Raw genomic sequence first — 17,730 nt, 5'->3', positions numbered from 1 at the left:
CCCAGGTCGGAACGGCCATACCAGTCGGAGTAATGCCGCTGACCGAGTCCCTCACGCCCGGTGGAGCCACTGGTTGATCGCCGTGCTGTGCAGTTCCAGCAGGTTGGCGCTGGATCGGGCGTGCCGCAGCGAGTTCGCGGCGATGGCGGCCATGGTTGGCGGGGGCAGTCCGAATGCATGGTGCGCCAGGGCGTACTCGTCCAGCAGGTCGACGCCGTAGAGGTAGGGCGCGTCGCTTCCCAGTGACACCAGGACTCCGCGCCGCAGCAGTTCCGGCAGAGGGTGCGCGCTGAGCGACGGGACGACGCACAGCTGCACGTTGCCGGTGAGGGCCACGTCGAGGCAGACCTGTCGGCGCGCCAACTCCGAGAGGACGGTCGCGTCCGTGGCCGCGCGCACGCCGTGGCTGATCCGGTGCGGGTCGAGTTCGCGCAGCGTCTCGGCGACGCAGGAGGCATCCCCGCTCTCGCCCGAGTGCGGGACGATGCCGAGCCCGCCGAGGCGTGCCGTGCGGTAGGCGGCGGCGAACCGGGCGGCGGGGAATCCGGCCTCTTTTCCGGTGAGCCCCATGGCCACGACGCCGCGTCCGGCCCAGGACAGCGCGAGATCGGCGACCTCCCGCGCCACCTCCGGCGTCGCGTCGCGGGCGACGCCGAGGACCAGTCCGCCCTCTCCGCGCGCGCTGGCGAGTCCGTCCGCGGCGGCTTCCACCAGAGCCTCGACCGGGCCGAGCCGCCCGGCGTACAGGTGCGGCACGAGGTGCAGCTCCGTCCACACGACCCCCGAGCCGGGCGCTCGCTCGAAGACCTCCCGAACCACCCGGCGCAGGTCGTCGAGCGAGGAGATCAGCGCCCGGCACTGCTCGTAGGCCGTGCTGAACGTCGACCAGCTCGGATGCGACCGTCCGACCGGCGGCAGCGGCAGGCCCGAGCGGTCGGCCAGCTCGGCGGCGGTCTCCGGCGTGATCGCCGCCTCGGTGTGCAGGTGCGGCTCCGCCTTGGGAAGCGCCCGGAAGTCGTTGGCGTGCAACGACATCAGTCGGCAAGCACGGCGCGGACCGGTTCGGGCAGCAGCTCCACCGGCCAGTTCTGGTAGCTCACCGGGCGCAGCCACCGGCGCTCGGCCCCCGCGCCGATCGAGCCGTACGTCGGCGAGGTGGTCGCCGGGTACGGGCCGCCGTGGTGCAGGGCGCGGGTGACCGCGACGCCGGTCGGCCAGCCGTTCCAGATCACCCGGCCGACCAACTCGGTCAGCCCGGGCGCCAGGTCGGCGGCGACGTCGTCGCCCGGCTCGCCGTGGATCGTCGCGGTCAGGCTGGGGCCGATCCGGTTGGCCAGCAACGGAAGTTGCGCCGGATCGTCGTACTCCACGACCACGGCGGCGGGCCCGAAGCACTCCTGAAGCTCCACTGCGGAGTCGAGCACCGCCGCGGCCGACACGCTGACCAGGGTCGCGGCGGTCGTGTCCCCACCGGCGTGCACGATCGCGCCAGGGCTCGACGCGAGGCGCCGTGTTCCGTCGAGGTAGGCCGAGGTGATCCGATCGGTCAGCAGCTCGACCGGCTCGGGAGTTCCGATCGCCGCCGCGGTGGCCGCGGCGATCCCCGAGCCCGTCGGCGCGAACAGCACGCCGGGCTTCGTGCACAGTTGTCCGCCGCGGAAAGTGAAGCTGGCCGCGAAACCGGACGCGATCTCCTCGGCGCGGGCCGCCGCCGCGGCCGGTGTCACGTAGACCGGGTTGAGCGAGCCGAGCTCGCCGTAGAACGGGATCGGATCGGGTCGGCTCACCGCGATGTCGAACAGCGCGCGGCCCCCGGCGACCGACCCGGTGAAACCGCACGCCGCGATCCGGGGGTCGCGCAGCGCGGCGACTCCGGCCTCGACTCCCTCGATGTGGCCGACCGTGCCGTCCGGGGCGCCGGCCTCGCGCAGCGCCGCCACGACGACCTCCGCGGTCCGGGCGCTCAGCCGCGGATGACCCGGGTTCGCCTTGACCACGACCGGGCAGCCCGCCGCCAGGGCGGATGCGGTGTCGTTGCCAGCGACGCTGAAGGCGAAGGGGAAGTTGCTGGCGGTGAACACCAGCACCGGTCCGAGCGGCCGCAACGCCTGCACCAGGCCGGGGCGGGGTGCGACCGGGTAGTCCGGATCAGCCGACTCGACCACGACGCCGAGCAGCTCCGGCGACTCGGCGGTCCGCGCGAAGTGCTCCAACTGGAACACCGTTCGGGTCAGCTCGCCGTCGAGCGCCGCGTGCGGCAGGTGGGTCTCCTGTACCGCCAGGTCGACCAGCTCGGCCCGCCGCGCCTCAAGGGCGGCCCCGGCGGCCCGCAACCAGCCAGCGCGTTGGGTGCCGCTGCCCGCTCGCAGGCGGGGCGCGACCGCCTCAGCCGAGGCCAGGACCGCCTCCAGCTCCTGGGTGCTGCTCACATGCGACTCCCTCGGGGCAACTCCGGCCCAACCGAAGAACCGTTGACAGAGTGAAGATTTTCACTATGTTGCTTGTATGAGTCAAGCGGCGAGCCCTCGCGACGTACCCGATGTCGCTCCCATGGTCGCCGTCGTCGGAACCACGGTGCGCTCCCTGCGCAAGGACCGCGCCCTGACGCTGGACCAGCTCGCCGAACGCAGTTCGCTCTCCGTCGGCGTGGTCAGCCAGCTGGAACGCGGGATCGGCAACCCCAGTTTCGCGACCCTCGTCCAACTCGCACACGGACTCGACGTGCCGGTCGGACGGCTCCTGCTGATCAACGAGAGCTCGTCCCCGGTCGTCCGCGCCGATGAGCGCAAGCGCATCGACGGTCACGGCATGCGGAGCGAGCGCGTGTCCTACGAAATGCTCACCCCGAACCTGTCCGGGCAGATCGGGGCCACCCTGGTCACCTCGCAACCGGGCCACGACACGAGCGCGACGCCGTTTCGGCACAACGGCGAGGAGTTCGGCATCGTCCTGTCGGGACAGCTAGAGGTCTACATCGACGGCACGCGACACCAGCTGTTCGCGGGCGACTCCATCCTCTTCTCCTCCACGGTGCCGCACTGGTTCGTCAACCCAGGACCAGAGGACACCACCGCGATCTGGGTGAACACCCCGCCAAGCTGGTAGGGCGTCCACAAAGGACAGTCGGTCGCCTCGTCGGGCGACCGCGTACCCGCACACGAGAAATCCCCTCGTACCACCGGACCGCGGCCCTTCTCGGCCGCTGGGAAGGCAGGGCCATGTCCCAGACGACGACACCGGACGCCGCACCGAACGACGACACCGACCGCGCGACGCTGCGGCGGTCCATGCTCGGCCTGGGGCTGGGCAACACCCTCGAATGGTATGACTGGCAGGTCTTCGGCCTGCTCGCCGCCAGCGTCGGCCCGCACTTCTTCCGCACCGAGAACCCGCTGGACGCGACGCTGAGCGCGCTGTCGGTCTTCGCCGTCGGGTTCGTCGCCCGCCCGCTGGGCGGAATCCTGTTCGGCGCCGTCGCCGACAAGGTCGGCCGCAAGAACGTGATGGTCTGGTCGGTCGGGCTGATGGCCGTCACCACGTTGATCATCGGCATCCTGCCCGGCGCCGACACGATCGGGATCGCGGCGCCGGTCATCCTGTTGGTCTGCCGCCTGCTCCAGGGCCTGTCCACCGGGATCGAGGCGCCGCTGTCAACGGCCTACGGCGTGGAGGTCATGCCGAAAGGGAAGTCGGGGACCGCCGCAGGTGTCATCAGTTTCTTCGTCAACCTCGGCATCCTGCTCGCCTCGCTGGTCAACTTCCTGCTGGGGACGACCCTGGGCTCGGCCGCCATGGCCGACTGGGGCTGGCGGATCCCGTTCCTGCTCGGCGCGGCGATGGGCGTGGTCGTGTTCTGGCTGCGGCGGGCGCTGCCGGAGACCCTGCACCAGTCCGACCCGGAGTACGTCGGCACCACCTCGACGGTCTGGCGGGAGGTGTTCGCCCGGTGGCGCAGCCTGCTCGCCGTCGTCTTCGTCATCGGCGCCGCGCAGGCGTTCAACTACGGCTGGAACGTCGGCCTGCCCAACCTCGCCAGGACCGGCTTCGGCGAGGACGCGACCAGCGTCTTCGGCATCACCACGGTCCTGTCGCTGATCATCATGGTCGGCTCGCTGGTGGTCGGGCCGCTCGCCGACCGCTTCCGGCTGGGCCGGGTCTTCCTGGTCGGGCGGGTCCTGATGATCCCCGCGGTGTTCCTGATGGTGCTCTACACCGCGAAGGGGCTCGGCGTGTTCGCCACCGTCCTGCTGGTCGGCGCGCCGGTCCTGGTGGTCAACATGACGCTGCACGTCCTCGTCAGCACCTCGTTGTTCCCCAAGGGAATCCGCTCCTCCGGCTGCGGCCTCGGCTACGGCGTCGCCGTCGCGGCCTTCGGCGGCACGGCCTCCTACCTCATCGTGTGGCTGGCGAGCCGGGGCCTGAGCCATCTCTTCCCGGTCTACGTGGCGGTTCTCGCCGCCCTCAGCATCGGTTTCTACCTGTGGGCACGCAAGAGCGAAGGAGTGTTCGTCGGTGAGTGACCTACGAGTTTCAGTGTCCACAGTGGACTGCGAGGTTGTCGCGAGGTCCGACGTCGTCGTGGTCGGCGGCGGCCCGGCGGGGGTTGCCGCCGCCGTCAGCGCGGCCCGCGCCGGGGCGTCGGTGACGCTGCTCGAACGCTATCCGGCGCTCGGCGGCCTCGCCTCGGGCGGAATGGTGCTGGTGCTCGACGACATGGCCAACGGCCAGGAGGTCACCGTCACCGGCATCGTCTCGGAGTTCGTCGAGCGGCTGTCCGCGATGGAGCTGGTCGTCGTGCCCCCCGAGGAGGACCGCCGCGCCTCGACCGAGACGTGGAACCGGTGGGGCAGGTACGGGGTCTTCGACTTCCACGTCGCGACCAACCCCAAGCCGATCTGCTACGCGGCCGCGTTCGACCCCGACGGGTGGAAACGGGTGTCCAACGACGTGGTGCGGGAGGCCGGGGTCAACCTCCGGCTGCACAGCTGGTTCTCCCGGCCGATCGTCGACGACGGCGTGATGCGCGGCGTCATCGCCGAGACCAAGTCCGGCCCGCAGGCCGTTCTCGCCGACGTCGTCATCGACACCACCGGCGACATCGACGTGGCGTCGCGGGCCGGTGCCTCCCACGTCAAGGACTCCTACCTCACGACGCTGGTCTTCCGGCTCGGCGGCGTGGACACCGACGCGGCGGAGCGCTTCGAGCAGCACGACCCCAAAGCCGCCCGTGCGCTGAACCGGGCGATCAAGCGCACGCTCGGCGGTGCCTGGGAGCTGTGGTGGCTCAAGACCCCGATCCCGGGCGTGGTCTGGTGCAACGCGCCGCACATGACCGGCTTCGACGGCACCGACCCGGCCTCGCTGACCGAGGCGGAGTTCGCCGCCCGGACGAAGATCGCCAACGCGGTCGAGCTCTGCCGCCGGACGCTGCCGGGGTTCGAGAGGGCCTTCGTCGTCGACGTCGCCGAGCAGATCGGGGTCAGGCAGACCCGCCTGTTGCAGGGTGAGTACGTCGTCACGGTGGACGACGTCCGCGACCGCAGGCACTTCCCCGACTCGGTGGCGCGCGGGCGGGACTACTACACGCCCTACCGCGCGATGCTGCCAAGAGAGGTCGACCAGCTGCTCGTCGCGGGACGGCACTACTCGGCCACCCCGCAGGCGCAGAAGATGTCGCGGGAGATCCCGCCCTGCATGGCGATGGGCCAGGCCGCGGGCATCGCGGCCGCGCTCGCCGTCGACCGGGGCACCGCGGTCCGCGACGTGCCGCCCGCCGACATCCAGGCTGCGATGCGCAAGGCGGGCGCCGACCCGGGCGACGTGCCCAGCGACAACGCGTTCACCGCCCCAGCCGATGTGGAGGTCGATCACTCATGAGCCAGCCGACCAGCGCGCTCCAGGGAATCACCGTCGTCGACTTCACCCAGGTCTACATGGGACCGTCGGCGACCCAGCTGCTCGGCGACTACGGCGCCGAGGTGATCAAGATCGAGCGGCCGAGATATGGGGACCTGTCCCGCGGCTCGATCACCGACGAGTCGGGGCTGGACAACCCGGTCTTCTACTCGATCAACCGGAACAAGCGCAGCGTCGCCGTGGACACCCGCACCGAGCAAGGAAAACAGGTCGTCTACGACCTGGTCCGCGACGCCGACGTCGTGGTGAGCAACTTCCGCGCCGGGGTGATGGACCGCATCGGCTTCGGCTACGACGCGCTGCGGCGGCTCAACCCGCGGATCATCTGGGCGTCGGGCACCGGCTTCGGCGAGGTCGGCCCGTACGCCCACAAGGGCGGTCAGGACGTGCTGCTGCAGGCGATGTCCGGGGTGATGTGGCGGCGGCAGAGCGAGGAGCTGCCGCTGAGCGTCTACCCCACGACCCTGTGCGACTACACCACCGGGATGCACCTGATGCAGGGAATCCTGCTCGCGTTGCTCGCCCGCGAGCGGACCGGTGAGGGCCAGCGGGTCGACGTCCGGATGTTCGACTCGATGCTGCACATGCAGATGCAGGAGGCCGCGACCCAGCTCAACCGCGGCACCGAGGTCAACTGGGCGGCGATGCCGCTGTCCGGGGTCTTCCCCACCACCGACGGCGCGGTGTGCATGGTCGGCGCCTTCAAACAGGAGCCGCTGCGCGACATCTGCACCGCGCTCGGACTGCCCGACGAGCTGTGGCAGCGCCCGGACCTGCGGCACCCGCCGGGTCAGATGGCCGCCCGAGCCGAGCTTCAGGAGATCTTCCGCCACCGGTTCGCGCAGCACACCACCGAACACTGGGTTCAGCGGCTGGAAAGTGTCGACCTGCTCTGCGCGCCCGTGCGCACCATGGCCGAGGCGCTCGCCGACGAGCAGACCGCGGTGAACGAGATGATCGTGAAGATGGACCACCCGACGGAGGGCAGCGTGCGGGTGCTCAACGCGCCGATCGGGCTGTCAGCGACCCCGGCCGTTGTGCGCCGCCGCGCGCCACAGCTGGGCGAGGACTCCACCGCGGTGCTCGCCGAGCACGGCTACGACGCCGAGCGCATCGCGGCCCTGCGCGCCAGCGAGGTGATCTCATGAGCGAGTCCACTGTGGACGGAGTGCGCTTCGAGGTGCGCGACCACGTCGCCCACGTGACCATCGACCGGCCCAAGGTGCTCAACGCCGTCGACGGCCCGACCCACCGGCGGCTGAGCGAGATCTGGGCCGAGATCGAGTCCTCCGACGTGCGCTGCGTCGTGCTGACCGGCGCCGGGGAGAAGGCGTTCAGCGTCGGCGCCGACATGTCCGCGACCGCGATCGAGCAGACCGGGCTGGAGTACTGGGCGAACCTGGACCCCGACGGCTTCGGCGCGCTGAGCCTGCGGCAGAGCCTGGACGTGCCGGTCATCGCCAGGGTCAACGGCTACGCCCTCGGCGGCGGGATGGAGCTGGTGCTCGGCTGCGACATCGTGGTGGCCGCCGAGACCGCGCGGTTCGGGCTGACCGAGCCGAGGGTCGGCAGGCTTCCGCTGGACGGCGGCATGGTGCTGTTGCAACGCCAGATCCCCCACCACGCGGCGATGGGCATCCTGCTCACCGGCCGACGCTTCCCCGCCGCGGAGATGCACCGGCTCGGCCTGGTCAACGAGGTCGTTCCGGCTGCGGAGCTCGACGCGGCGGTCCAGCGCTGGGTCGATGACATCCTCGCCTGCTCGCCGTCGTCGTTGCGCGCGATCAAGCAGCTGGCCATCCACACCGCCCACCTGACCGCGCGTGAAGCCCGCGACGCCCGGCTGCCCGCGCTCGTCGCCGCGCTGGACAGCCAGGACAGCAAGGAAGGTGTGCTCGCCTTCCAGCAGAAGCGACCGCCGGTGTGGAGCGGCCGGTGAACACACTGGCCCGCGGCGTGGTTGGGCCCGACGGGGCACCGCTTCGCTACGCGCCACACGACTTCAGGCGGATCTTCGCCACCGACGCAGTCTCCACCGGCCTGCCCGGGCACATCGCCGCGAAACTGCTGGGGCACAACGACCTGAGCACGACCCAGACCTACGTCAACCCTCGGGAATCGCATCAGATGGGCGAGGATCTGCGGTGACCGGAACCAGAACCGAACGGCGGCCGGGACACGCGCGATCCTGACTCGGGCGGCGTAGACCTCGGGCAGGGGCATGCCGATCTCGGAATGCCCCTGCCCGAATGACAGTACCCACGCTCCCGGCTACGCCGTCGCGCGCAGGGCGGCCGCGAACCACTCGTGTTGCGCGACACCCGTAAAGCAGGGCGACCAGCCGTTGACCACCGCCAGCAGCTGCCAGTAGCGCTCCACCCGCCGGTCGCCGTACACCTCCACCTCGCGCGCCAGGGCGATCCGCTCAGCCGCAGGTAGCCCATCCCCGACGATGCGGTCCACCACCGCCCGCGCCTCGGCCGAGGCCGGGGCGAGCCCGTCCTCCAGCGCCGCGCCCGCGTGCCGCAGGACCGGGCCGGGATCATAGGTATCCGGGCCGGGTTGGCCCGCGCCCTCGACCATCTCCCGAATCCGCCGCCGGAAGCCCACGTCAGCGACCAGCTCGGCGAGCTCGATCCACGCGTCCACTTGTGCGGCGGTGGGCTCCTCCGGCAGTTCGACCGGGAGCTGCCGCATGGCCGAGGCGATCCCGGCACCAGGCGTCTCGGGCGTCACCCCCTCGAACACCTCGTCGACGAACCCGTCCAGGACGCGCTGCCGTTCCTGGGGAGACAGGTGCGCGAACTTGTTCATGATGGCGATCTCCTCCGTCGTGCCTTCGCGGTAGACCACCGACCACAACAGCGCCCTGCGCAGCCTCAGGAGCCGGATCTCCGCGTCCAGGGCACGCAGGTGGGTCCTGGCCACGTCGGTCACGCTCTGCTGGCGCAGCACCACCCGTCGCACCGTCGCCAGGTCGAGCCCGAGCTCACGCAGCGCGCTCACCAGTTCCAGCCGGGCCACGGCCTCGGCGTTGTACAGCCGGTACCCGGCGCCGGACCTGGCGGTCGGTGGCACCACACCGTCGTCGGACCAAAACCTGATCGTGCGCACCGCGAGTCCCGTTCGCCGGGCGAGCTGGCCGATGGTGAACAGGGCCGGTTGGTCGGTCATACCACCAGCTTGGACCTTCCACCGGGTGGAGACTCAATGCCTTTTCCTGGGGACCGGACGACGCCACGCAGAACCGGAACCCGGATCGTTGACGAAAAACCCAGCGACCTTAGCCCCCTCAGTGCGGCGTTCCACTCACATCAACGGAACGATCTCGCGATTCATGTGCCTCGGTTCAACGAACTGGTCGAGACCGCCGACGACAAGATCCTCACCAAGTCCATCGCCCGCGACGCGGCCACCGAACACGGCACGCGGCTCGTGGTCATCGCCGCTGCGGAGAGCATGCCGCGCCGGGTCATCGACACCGTCGGCCTGACCACCACCCGCCGAATCGGACCTCGCGCTCCCGCCGCGGCGTGCCCCTTCGGATGCCGGAACGGGTGAGCGCGGCGTGAACACTGATCACCCGGGTACCCCCGGGCGAACGACATGGAGGCCCGCTTATCCCCGTCGCTCACGCCGAGCGTGGCGCTCCCCTGGTCCTTGACGGCGACGCTCTACCGGCGCCCGGCCCTCCTCCGTACCAGCACGACCGCGACGAGCACTACTCCGGCGAGCACGGCCAGCAGGGGAAGCACTCCGATGTACTCCACCCAGCGCACCAGGGTTTCCTGAACGACCCCGGCGGCCTCGATGATCGGATCACGCGCGTCGCCGTCGCCGAAGAACAGCCGCAGCTCGTAGACGCCGTAGTAGCCCACGTAGACCCCGACCAGCACCACCAGCCCACCACCGACACGGTTGATGTGGGGCAGCAGTCGCCGGAACTTGGTCGTCACCGTCGAGCTGGCCAGTGCGGCCGCGGTCGCCAGCACGCCGACCACCAGGGTCATGCCCGCGCCATAGGCGAGATAGGCCAGCACACCGCCGCCGAACGAGCCGCTGCGAAATGTCGCGCTGGTAACCGCGAGGAACGGGCCGATCGTGCAGGACAGCGACGCGATCGCGTAGGCGAGGCCGTAGCCGAACATCGAGCCCAGCCGCGCGGTCGGCGCACCGCGCCCGGGTTTGGGCAGGAACAGTGCGAACTCGCGTCCGGTCAGCATCCAGATGCCGATGCCGACCAGTCCGGCACCGATGATGACGGTGATCACGGGCAGGTACTGCTGCACGGAGGCCGCCAGCGGCGCGATGAGAAGCCCGAACGTCCCGAACACCACCAGGAACCCCAGTGCCATCGCCAGCGTGGCCACCAGGGCACGGCCAATAGCGGCCGCACGGCCGCGTTCCGCGCCGCCGTCCCCGACGATCACGAGGGTCAGGTAGGCCGGGAGCATCGCGAAGCCACAAGGGTTCAGCGCCGCGACCAACCCGGCCGCCAGCGCGAAACCCAACGTCTGCAAGTCCATCAGCGCGACACCGTCAGCTCACGCGTTCGCGAGGGCGCCGACGCGAGCGCCGAGGTCCTTCTCCGACAAGCTTCCTTTCACCTTGTCCACCGACCCGTTCTTGCCGACGAACGCGAACGCGGGCTGCGAGGTCACGCCGAAGCGCTTCCACACCGAGGCGTCGAGATCGGCGAGGTGAGCGAACGAACCCAGCTTGTACTTGGACACGAACTCCTGCATCGCGGGCAGCTCGTCCTGGGCGGCGACACCGACGAACGTCACTCCCGGGTTCGCCGCCGCGACCTTGGCCAGGGTCGGCGCCTCCCGCTGGCACGTCGGGCACCACGGCGCCCAGAACCACAGCACAGCGGGTTTGGCCGCCAGGGACTCCCCCGAGAAGTCCTTGCCATCAACGGTTTTCACGGTGAACCGGAGTTCTTCGGCAACGGGCGCCGTGCTTGGTCCCGTCGCTCCTGGCGGTTGTGCCGTCGATGGTGCACCGGGCGGTTGGCCAGTGATGACGGGGCTACCGCAACCCGCGATCAACGCTAACGTGGCGACGGCTGATCCGAGGGACCGAAGAAGCCTCACGGGAGCGACCTCCTGCTGTGGACGGGTGGATGGGCTCGACGGTAGGCGGTGGGCAGGCGCGCTCGCCCGGGCAGCGAGATTCGGTAAGCACCCGGTAATCAGCGAATCGGCGGGTTGCGCTGACTGATCCACCTCTCGCGCCCCGGTGTGTGAGCGCTCGGGTCAGCGTCAAAATGGAGATCCTTGAGCACCGCTGAGACACCGCCGCGCCGCGCTCGACGAGACCAGGAACGCAGGGCAGGGACGGCTGCGCCAATGCAGGGGATTCCCGGTCGGGGTGCACCGTCGAGGCACAGGTCAGACATGTTCGAGGCTGCGGGCGGGAGGCGGGCAATCGCGCCGTCGCACGTGAGGAATCCGGCGACGTCGGTGATCACACCCGCGATAATGGCCGACGTGGAGAAGGTCAAGGTCGTCGTCGCCCATCACGAGTGCGCGACCCTGCGCGTCGGCGAGGTGTTCCTGAAGATCGACGCCGATCAGACACGGACCGACATCGAGGTCGAGGCGATGGCCATGGCACCGATCCCGACTCCGGAAGTCCTGTGGCGCAAGCCGCCCGTGCTCGCGCTCGCCGCCCTCCCGGGGACGGCGCTCGGCCGCCTCGGCGAGCCGTCGACCGCGTCGTCGGAGGCGTGGGCCGCGGCGGGTGCCACAGCACGGATGCTGCACGACGCGCCGCTGCCACCCTGGCCAGGTCGCAGCATCGACGAGATCGCCTCGCACCTCGACGGCGAATGCCGGTGGCTCGTCACCCACGGCGGTCTTCCCAGCGACGTGGTCACACGCAACCGCCGGGTCGTCGAGGCTGCGCTCCGGCCGTGGACACCGGTGTTTACGCACGGCGACCTCCAGGTCGCTCACGTGTTCGTCGACGGTAACGAGGTCACCGGCGTGATCGACTGGACCGAGGCGGCCCCCCGGCGACGCCCTCTTTGACCTCGCCACCTTGACACTCGGGCACGAGGAACACCTAGGCGACGTCATCGCAGGTTACGGCGCCGACGTGGATCTTGACGTGATCCATGCGTGGTGGTCCATGCGAAGTCTGCGGGCCGTCCGCTGGCTGGTCGAACACGGCTTCGACCCCTCGCCCGAGGTCGCGGTCCTGAACTCCCGGATGTGAGGCCGCACGAGCCCCGCACCTGGTCAGCGCAAAGGTTCGACATGCGTCGGGGGCGGCGGTGACGTCGCGCTCGGTGTGCCACTCCGGTGCCGACCAGCCATCGCACCGAGCATCGCGGAGAGTATGCCGGGGGACCCCGGTCCAGTCCGCCAACGCACTCCACGCTCGAGTGTCATCGAGCAGACGCGCCACCGGGGCGGTTCGCGTCGTCCTCGGACCGGACGACTTCGCGTTGGTCACCGTGGACGGCGACACCGGTCAGGTCGCGACCGCCTGACCCGACGCGGCCAGTTCTGTTCCTTCCGAACGAGAACCAACGGACCTGCCCAGACGTACTCGATCACGATCACGCCTCCTGCGGGAAGGGTGCTGCATCTTGAGTTTTTCGCTGTTAGTGGCGTTATCGGGCGCGGTATTGGCGGCGTGACCAGACCTCGGTGTGTGCTCGTGGGTGCTGTGTGCGGGTCAGGACCATGTGCAGGCGTCTGATCTCGTCGACGCTGAGCGGGGTCAGGCCGTCATCGTGATCCGGGGAGCCCCTCTCGTCCGCGGTCGCGGTCGCGGTGAGGAAGGCGTGAGCGAGCATCGCGAGGGTGATGTGCCGGTACCAAGCGCTGTACTTGCGGACCTGGTAGTGGTCCAAGCCGACCTCGTTCTTGGCCGCCCGGAAGCATTCTTCGATCGCCCCCCGGGTCCCGGCCACCCGGACCAGAACGTCCAGCGGGGCAGGATCTGGTGTGTGACACAGGAAGTACGCCACCTCGCGCATGCCCTTGGCGTTGCGGGTGAGCGAGCGCCGGATCAGCAGGCGGTGTTGTTCACCGGCCCCGACCAACGCCCAGTCATACAGCCGTGCGCCCTGGGAACCCTCGCCGCAGGAGCGGCGCTGCCAGACCGTGGCTGACACGAGCTGGCCCAACACGTCCGCACGCTGTTTCCCCGTTGCCATCGGGAGTTCCTGCTTGCTGGGTATCGCCATGACATAGGCGATACCGTGCTCCTCCAGCCACGCGCGCAGCCCAGGGTTCTGGCCGTAGACCGCGTCGGCGGTGACCCAGGAGAACGGCACCCCCGCCGCAACGGCCCGTTCCAGCATGCCGCGGGCGCGTTCCGGTTTGGTCGCGAACGTCACCTCGTCATCGATTCCCGCCTCCCGGCACCGCTGCCGGTCGGCGCACCAGCTGTCCTCGGGCAGGTACAGCTCACGGTCGATCAGTGCTCGCCCGTGTGGCGAGACATAGGCCAGGAACACCCCAAGCTGACAGTTCTCGATCCGCCCAGCGGTACCGGAGTATTGGCGCTGCACCCCAGCGGACTTGGTGCCCTTCTTCGGAAACCCGGTCTCGTCCGCGACCAGCACCGCCTGCTCGTGCCCGAGCTGATCCACCACGTAGGCTCGCAGGTCATCCCGCACCAGGTCCGCGTCCCACACCGCGTGATTGAGCAACCGCTGCATCCCGTCCGGGGTCACCTCCCCGGCCTGCTTGGCCAACGTCCACCCGTTCTTGCGCTCGGCCCGCGACAACAGACCGAGCAGATACGCCCGTGCCCGCCTGCGGGTGTGGACCTGCGCGAACCGGCCCGAGATCCGCGCGAACACCTCATCGAACCCGGCCCGCCACATCGACGGGTCTATGATCGACACTACGGCCGCCGTTTCCCTTCGAGTCCCAACACACGTCTCAAAGTTGATCTAAGAGTGCACGATCTGAAGCGAGCGACAGCTGATGACGAGTGCCGTTCACGGCTACCTGCTTTCCTTGACGCGCAAGAAATTTGGAGAGGACTGCGGACGGTTCGGGAGGTGAGTGGCGCCCGCAGCCCTCTCTCATGTCCGGGCACAGAGAGGGCGAAGGAAGCCTCTGCGACCGGTGGCCTGGCTGGGCATCGACACGGACACGCTGCGCGGAGAGATCAGCGCTGGCGTCCTCGGTGGTAGCAGCTCGATGCGCTTCCCTGAAGAGCTAGGCAGGCGTGAGATCAGGGAGCGGTGACACGTAGACCGTCTTGCCAGAGGATCGCGGTGGCGCTGTCATCTCCATCGCGGTAGATACCCATCTTCAGGTAGCTGCCGTCATCAGCCAGATTGGACGCCCGGTGCACCCCAGGCTGTTTGAGACCGTTGACCCAGGACTCGGCTAGAGCTTGCGAGCCTTGGGAGAACTTGATGTGCAGCACGTAGTCGACCCACACACCCTTCTGGATCGGGCCGATCTCCGTGCGCGTGTTGACCCGATTGTTCGCGAAGTGCAGAACACCCCTCTTGTCAACCTCCAGCGCCAGGGGCGGGGATCCACTGCCGGAGTGCCACTGCATCGGGATAAACCAATCGCCGCGCGGGTTTGCGAAGTTTTCATCGAAACGCCAGGAGAACTCATACCACCGTTCGTCACCTTCCTTCACTCCCGCGCCGAGAGAGTCCCCCGCCGAGACTTCTGATCGTTCCCCGCCGCCGAAGGGGGGCACGTCACCGTCACGGACTTCGAAGCGTGCGGCCGTAGCGTGACCGGTGCCGCCGTCGGTGATCCTTGCCATGTGCGGCCCCTGCTTCCAGTTCTTGCAGGAGCTGTTGTAGCCGCGCCACTGGCAGGTGCCCCACTGTCCGAAGTCTCCGGTGTCATAGTCGCCGGTGAAGACGACCTTGCTGCCCACGGGAACCGGAGGAACGGCGAGGACCGACCCAACGGAGCCGAGTAGCAGGCCCGCAGTGGCAAACACCGTCGTCAGAGTTCTTAACATGAAGTGAGTTCCCTTCATTGAAGACGCGGAAACGGCGACCCGACCCCCCGAGTGTGAAATTCACACAAAGGCAAGCTCGGCGAGCGCGAGACGAAGTGATTGTGTTCGCAGTCCCACTTCGCCGTCAACCTCAGCCTGACCCCAAGGAGATTTCCATTTCCTTACCGCGCCTAGTGCTACAGCCGCATTCTCGGGGATTCGGTTCGTGACTCTGCCGCTCAAGGACCGGGACCGCTTCCCGGCTCCCGAAGATCGCGACAAGACACAGATCCGGCTTCATCAGACTGCGGCTGTAGTACTAGCGATCATGGATCACACCACCGATCTCACAACCAGCGAGATCGGCGACGCGGTCGGATTCCACTCACAGAGCCAGTTCTACGCCTGCTTCCACCGGCCCTGCGGCCACCCCCCGGCACCTACCGGCTCGGCAAACCCACCACTTAGCAACAGATGTTGACAACGTCACGGCTGTCAACATATGTTGCTAGACATGGAGGCGCGAGAGATCATCGACACTGCGGGGGATGTGTCCGATCCGCGCGTCGGGCTACGGGCTGTCGCCTCCTTGCGGGTGCTGACCGAGAGTTTGGAACTCAGGCAGGTCGAGGCGGCGTTGCGTGCCGGTTTGAGCTGGCAGGACGTCGCCGACGGACTCAATGTGACGCGGCAGGCGGTACACCGCAAATACAGCAAGCGGATCGACCCTTCGATCCCTGTTTCCAGGAGGAACCGATCTTGACGAAACTGACGACGATCTTCGAGAACTCCCAGCGCCTGGGACTCACCGCCGCTGAGGAAGCACAGCGGTTCGGGCACCCCGAGGTCAGCACCGAGCACCTGTTTCTCGCGCTCGTGGTGAGCCAGACCGAGGCAGGGAGGTGGCTCCGTGACCACGGGGCCCTGTTGGAGGAGGCCCGTCGCACGGTGCAGGGCGAACACGCGCACCGCTTGGCAGCGCTGGGCATCAATGACGTGGTCGTCGCACCCCGTGCCATCCCGGCGACCGGGCCAGGCGAGATCAAGTGGAACGAGCCTGCCTTGACGCTGTTCTCCGCCACAGGCGGCGACGGTTCGGGCATGACGCTGCTGCGCGCACTGGTTGACGAGCCGGGAGGGTTCGTCTCCGCGGTGCTGAGACGTATGGGCATCGATCCGGGCGATGTGGTCGGCGACGGAGGTGCTGTTGACCCACAGGGCGGTACTGCGAGTTCACCAGCCGCGCAGAGCGTGGTGTACGAGGCGTACATCCCCGCCGGGCGCGACAAGGTTTGGAGCTTGCTGGACGACCCGGCACGGCGGCCGACATGGGATACCGCCAGCGAGTCGATCGAACCCGCCGGGCCAGGAGTGTGGACCAGCCACACCTCCGGCAACACTGGGTTGCGATGGCGGACGCCCAAGCGAATGCGCACCCGCACCATCACGGTAGTCGATCGGTCCGAACCGGACGTGCTGGAATGGAAGATCACTTTCCCCGCAACCCGCCGAAGCGAACACTGGCGGATCGAGCTGACAGATCAGCCCGGCGGAACCGGCATCACCCTCACACTGCGCCCCGCAGATAACCAACGCTTCGGCAAGCTCGCCCGATTCCTTGCCACCGGAGAACTCACCCGAATCGCGTCAGGGATCTCACGCGCCTTTCGCTCCTGACGCAAACCTCAGCGACTATTTGGCCCGCGAATGTGGTTCTCTTGTTGCCGACAACGCGAGCGCGATGCTTCCGGATTTTGTGAACCGAAGAGCAGTCCGCGCATTCTCCGGGTTGGCCTGGTCGACCAGAAGCTCGCCTACCAGCACGCCGCTTCGCAGTGGACGATCACCGTCCACGATCGGCGGCCTTCGGATCTCACATACGATGTGCTGACGTCCGAAAGGTGGTTGGCATGCGCATCAACCTGCGCCCTATCCAGCGCGAGGTCGAGAGCCTGGCTGATCTCGCGTATCGCCAGCTCAGCGAGGCCATGCTGACTGGTCAGATCCCACCGGGTCATCGCCTGGTGATGGATCAGCTGGCGGAGCAGCTCGGAATCAGCCGTACGCCGGTACGGGACGCCTTGCTACGCCTGCAGCGGGAGAACCTCGTCGAACCCACCGGCAAGCGCGGGTTCGTCGTATGCACGGTCGCTGTCGATGACGCCGTTCACGTCTATGAGACGCGCGAGGCGATCGAAGCTTTCGCCGCGCGCCGAGTCGCCGAGATCGGCGAGCCCGCCATCGAACACGTGCGTCGCGCGATCGTGGCGTCCAAGGGCGCGGACACGGACCCTCGCCGGGCTTTCGAGGCGAACATGTCCATCCATCGCTCTGTCGTCGAGGCGACGGGTAACCCACCATTGCTGGAGTTGTTCGACGACGTCTGGCAGCGCGCCCGTGGACGCGCCCTGTTCGCGGACTTCCTCGCCAACGACACCGAACGCGTGCCCGTGGACGAGGCGCACGCGCCACTGCTGACCGCGCTCCGCGAGAGCCCTGAGGCCGGCTACGTCGCCATGTGTGACCATATCCGCTCGGGCCTGCGCGTTCACCAGAACCGGCCGTAGTCGACCTCCCGCGGCACACTGTCGCCCACATACCGTATACGAAGTATGAATAATGCGAATCGCCTGCTTGTCGCAGTATCGCATACCGTATACGGTATTCATCGCCCTGTTGGCGCGGCAGCGAGGTGGAGATGAGCATCGAGTTGCCGGTGTCCACCCCGTTGACCTCGGGGCCCCCGATGCCGGCGGGGTACTCAGGGGCGGGCGAGTGCCTGGTCCGACGCGCAGAGAACCAGGCTGCCCATGTGCGGTGCTCGCTGCTCGTGGACGCCGCGGTGCGACATTTCCGATACCGGCAATTGGCTTT

At 68.6% G+C, this 17,730-nt stretch carries 18 protein-coding genes; 11 read left to right on the top strand and 7 right to left on the bottom strand.

Annotation, left to right across the window (positions count from 1 at the left end; translation table 11 throughout):
• Positions 1-51: 51 nt before the first annotated feature.
• Both NLX83_RS22190 and NLX83_RS22185 read right to left on the bottom strand, forming a co-directional pair.
• Positions 52-1,035, bottom strand: a complete 984-nt coding sequence (locus NLX83_RS22190; protein ID WP_254237047.1) for an adenosine deaminase family protein — start codon at positions 1,033-1,035, stop codon at positions 52-54.
• Positions 1,035-2,429: an aldehyde dehydrogenase family protein gene (locus NLX83_RS22185; RefSeq protein ID WP_254237046.1), complete on the bottom strand. Its 1,395-nt coding sequence runs from the start codon at positions 2,427-2,429 to the stop codon at positions 1,035-1,037. Before NLX83_RS22185 ends, NLX83_RS22190 begins: the two co-directional genes overlap by 1 nt.
• 76 nt (positions 2,430-2,505) lie before the next feature.
• On the opposite strand from NLX83_RS22185, the gene NLX83_RS22180 reads away from it, so the two are divergent.
• The 6 genes from NLX83_RS22180 (at position 2,506) to NLX83_RS22155 (ending at position 8,064) form a co-directional block, all read left to right on the top strand.
• Positions 2,506-3,105 carry a helix-turn-helix domain-containing protein gene (locus NLX83_RS22180; RefSeq protein ID WP_254237045.1) on the top strand — a complete coding sequence of 200 codons (600 nt, stop codon included), beginning with the start codon at positions 2,506-2,508 and terminating at the stop codon, positions 3,103-3,105.
• A 113-nt stretch (positions 3,106-3,218) separates the two neighbouring features.
• A complete protein-coding gene (locus tag NLX83_RS22175; protein ID WP_254237044.1) occupies positions 3,219-4,520 on the top strand; it encodes an MFS transporter in 1,302 nt (433 codons plus the stop codon).
• Positions 4,513-5,877, top strand: coding sequence for an FAD-dependent oxidoreductase (locus tag NLX83_RS22170; protein ID WP_308209349.1), 1,365 nt, complete (start codon positions 4,513-4,515; stop codon positions 5,875-5,877). Before NLX83_RS22175 ends, NLX83_RS22170 begins: the two co-directional genes overlap by 8 nt.
• Positions 5,874-7,064: a CaiB/BaiF CoA transferase family protein gene (locus NLX83_RS22165; protein WP_254237043.1), complete on the top strand. Its 1,191-nt coding sequence runs from the start codon at positions 5,874-5,876 to the stop codon at positions 7,062-7,064. Before NLX83_RS22170 ends, NLX83_RS22165 begins: the two co-directional genes overlap by 4 nt.
• Complete coding sequence (locus NLX83_RS22160; RefSeq protein ID WP_254237042.1) at positions 7,061-7,855, top strand: enoyl-CoA hydratase-related protein; 795 nt, start codon at positions 7,061-7,063, stop codon at positions 7,853-7,855. Before NLX83_RS22165 ends, NLX83_RS22160 begins: the two co-directional genes overlap by 4 nt.
• Positions 7,852-8,064 (top strand): tyrosine-type recombinase/integrase, encoded by a 213-nt coding sequence (locus tag NLX83_RS22155; protein ID WP_254237041.1) that lies wholly within the window; start codon positions 7,852-7,854, stop codon positions 8,062-8,064. The genes NLX83_RS22160 and NLX83_RS22155 overlap by 4 nt, the downstream gene beginning before the upstream one ends.
• Before the next feature lie 123 nt (positions 8,065-8,187).
• Here NLX83_RS22155 and NLX83_RS22150 read toward each other — a convergent pair whose 3' ends face one another.
• On the bottom strand, positions 8,188-9,090 hold the full coding sequence (locus NLX83_RS22150) for a helix-turn-helix domain-containing protein (RefSeq protein ID WP_254237040.1): 903 nt from the start codon (positions 9,088-9,090) through the stop codon (positions 8,188-8,190).
• A gap of 165 nt (positions 9,091-9,255) precedes the next feature.
• Between NLX83_RS22150 and NLX83_RS22145 the strand changes: the two genes are divergently transcribed.
• Positions 9,256-9,477, top strand: coding sequence for a hypothetical protein (locus NLX83_RS22145; protein ID WP_254237039.1), 222 nt, complete (start codon positions 9,256-9,258; stop codon positions 9,475-9,477).
• A 113-nt stretch (positions 9,478-9,590) separates the two neighbouring features.
• Here the strand turns inward: NLX83_RS22145 and NLX83_RS22140 are convergent, their stop codons facing one another.
• Positions 9,591-10,442 carry a cytochrome c biogenesis CcdA family protein gene (locus tag NLX83_RS22140; RefSeq protein WP_254237038.1) on the bottom strand — a complete coding sequence of 284 codons (852 nt, stop codon included), beginning with the start codon at positions 10,440-10,442 and terminating at the stop codon, positions 9,591-9,593.
• Positions 10,443-10,460: 18 nt separating this feature from the next.
• Positions 10,461-10,844, bottom strand: a complete 384-nt coding sequence (locus NLX83_RS22135; protein WP_254237037.1) for a redoxin family protein — start codon at positions 10,842-10,844, stop codon at positions 10,461-10,463.
• Between the two features lie 555 nt (positions 10,845-11,399).
• Between NLX83_RS22135 and NLX83_RS22130 the strand changes: the two genes are divergently transcribed.
• Entirely contained in the window at positions 11,400-11,951 is a 552-nt protein-coding gene (locus NLX83_RS22130) for a phosphotransferase (protein ID WP_254237036.1), read from the top strand.
• Between the two features lie 587 nt (positions 11,952-12,538).
• On the opposite strand, the gene NLX83_RS22125 is transcribed toward NLX83_RS22130, so the two are convergent.
• Positions 12,539-13,762, bottom strand: a complete 1,224-nt coding sequence (locus NLX83_RS22125; protein WP_441296816.1) for an IS701 family transposase — start codon at positions 13,760-13,762, stop codon at positions 12,539-12,541.
• A gap of 356 nt (positions 13,763-14,118) precedes the next feature.
• A complete protein-coding gene (locus NLX83_RS22120) occupies positions 14,119-14,790 on the bottom strand; it encodes a heparin lyase I family protein (RefSeq protein ID WP_254237035.1) in 672 nt (223 codons plus the stop codon).
• A 580-nt stretch (positions 14,791-15,370) separates the two neighbouring features.
• Here NLX83_RS22120 and NLX83_RS22115 point away from each other — a divergent pair.
• The 3 genes from NLX83_RS22115 to NLX83_RS22105 all read left to right on the top strand — a co-directional run bounded on the left by NLX83_RS22115 (position 15,371) and on the right by NLX83_RS22105 (position 17,423).
• Complete coding sequence (locus NLX83_RS22115; RefSeq protein ID WP_254237034.1) at positions 15,371-15,619, top strand: helix-turn-helix domain-containing protein; 249 nt, start codon at positions 15,371-15,373, stop codon at positions 15,617-15,619.
• The gene (locus NLX83_RS22110) at positions 15,616-16,533 is read left to right on the top strand and encodes an SRPBCC family protein (RefSeq protein ID WP_254237033.1); all 918 of its coding nucleotides are present in this window, start codon (positions 15,616-15,618) and stop codon (positions 16,531-16,533) included. Before NLX83_RS22115 ends, NLX83_RS22110 begins: the two co-directional genes overlap by 4 nt.
• Before the next feature lie 233 nt (positions 16,534-16,766).
• On the top strand, positions 16,767-17,423 hold the full coding sequence (locus tag NLX83_RS22105) for a GntR family transcriptional regulator (protein ID WP_254237032.1): 657 nt from the start codon (positions 16,767-16,769) through the stop codon (positions 17,421-17,423).
• Positions 17,424-17,730: the final 307 nt, after the last annotated feature.

The sequence above is a fragment of the Allokutzneria sp. A3M-2-11 16 genome (assembly GCF_024213555.1).
Taxonomy (GTDB): Bacteria; Actinomycetota; Actinomycetes; order Mycobacteriales; family Pseudonocardiaceae; genus Allokutzneria.
Note: the sequence above shows the minus strand (reverse complement) of the source record. Positions and strands in the feature narration are given on the sequence as shown.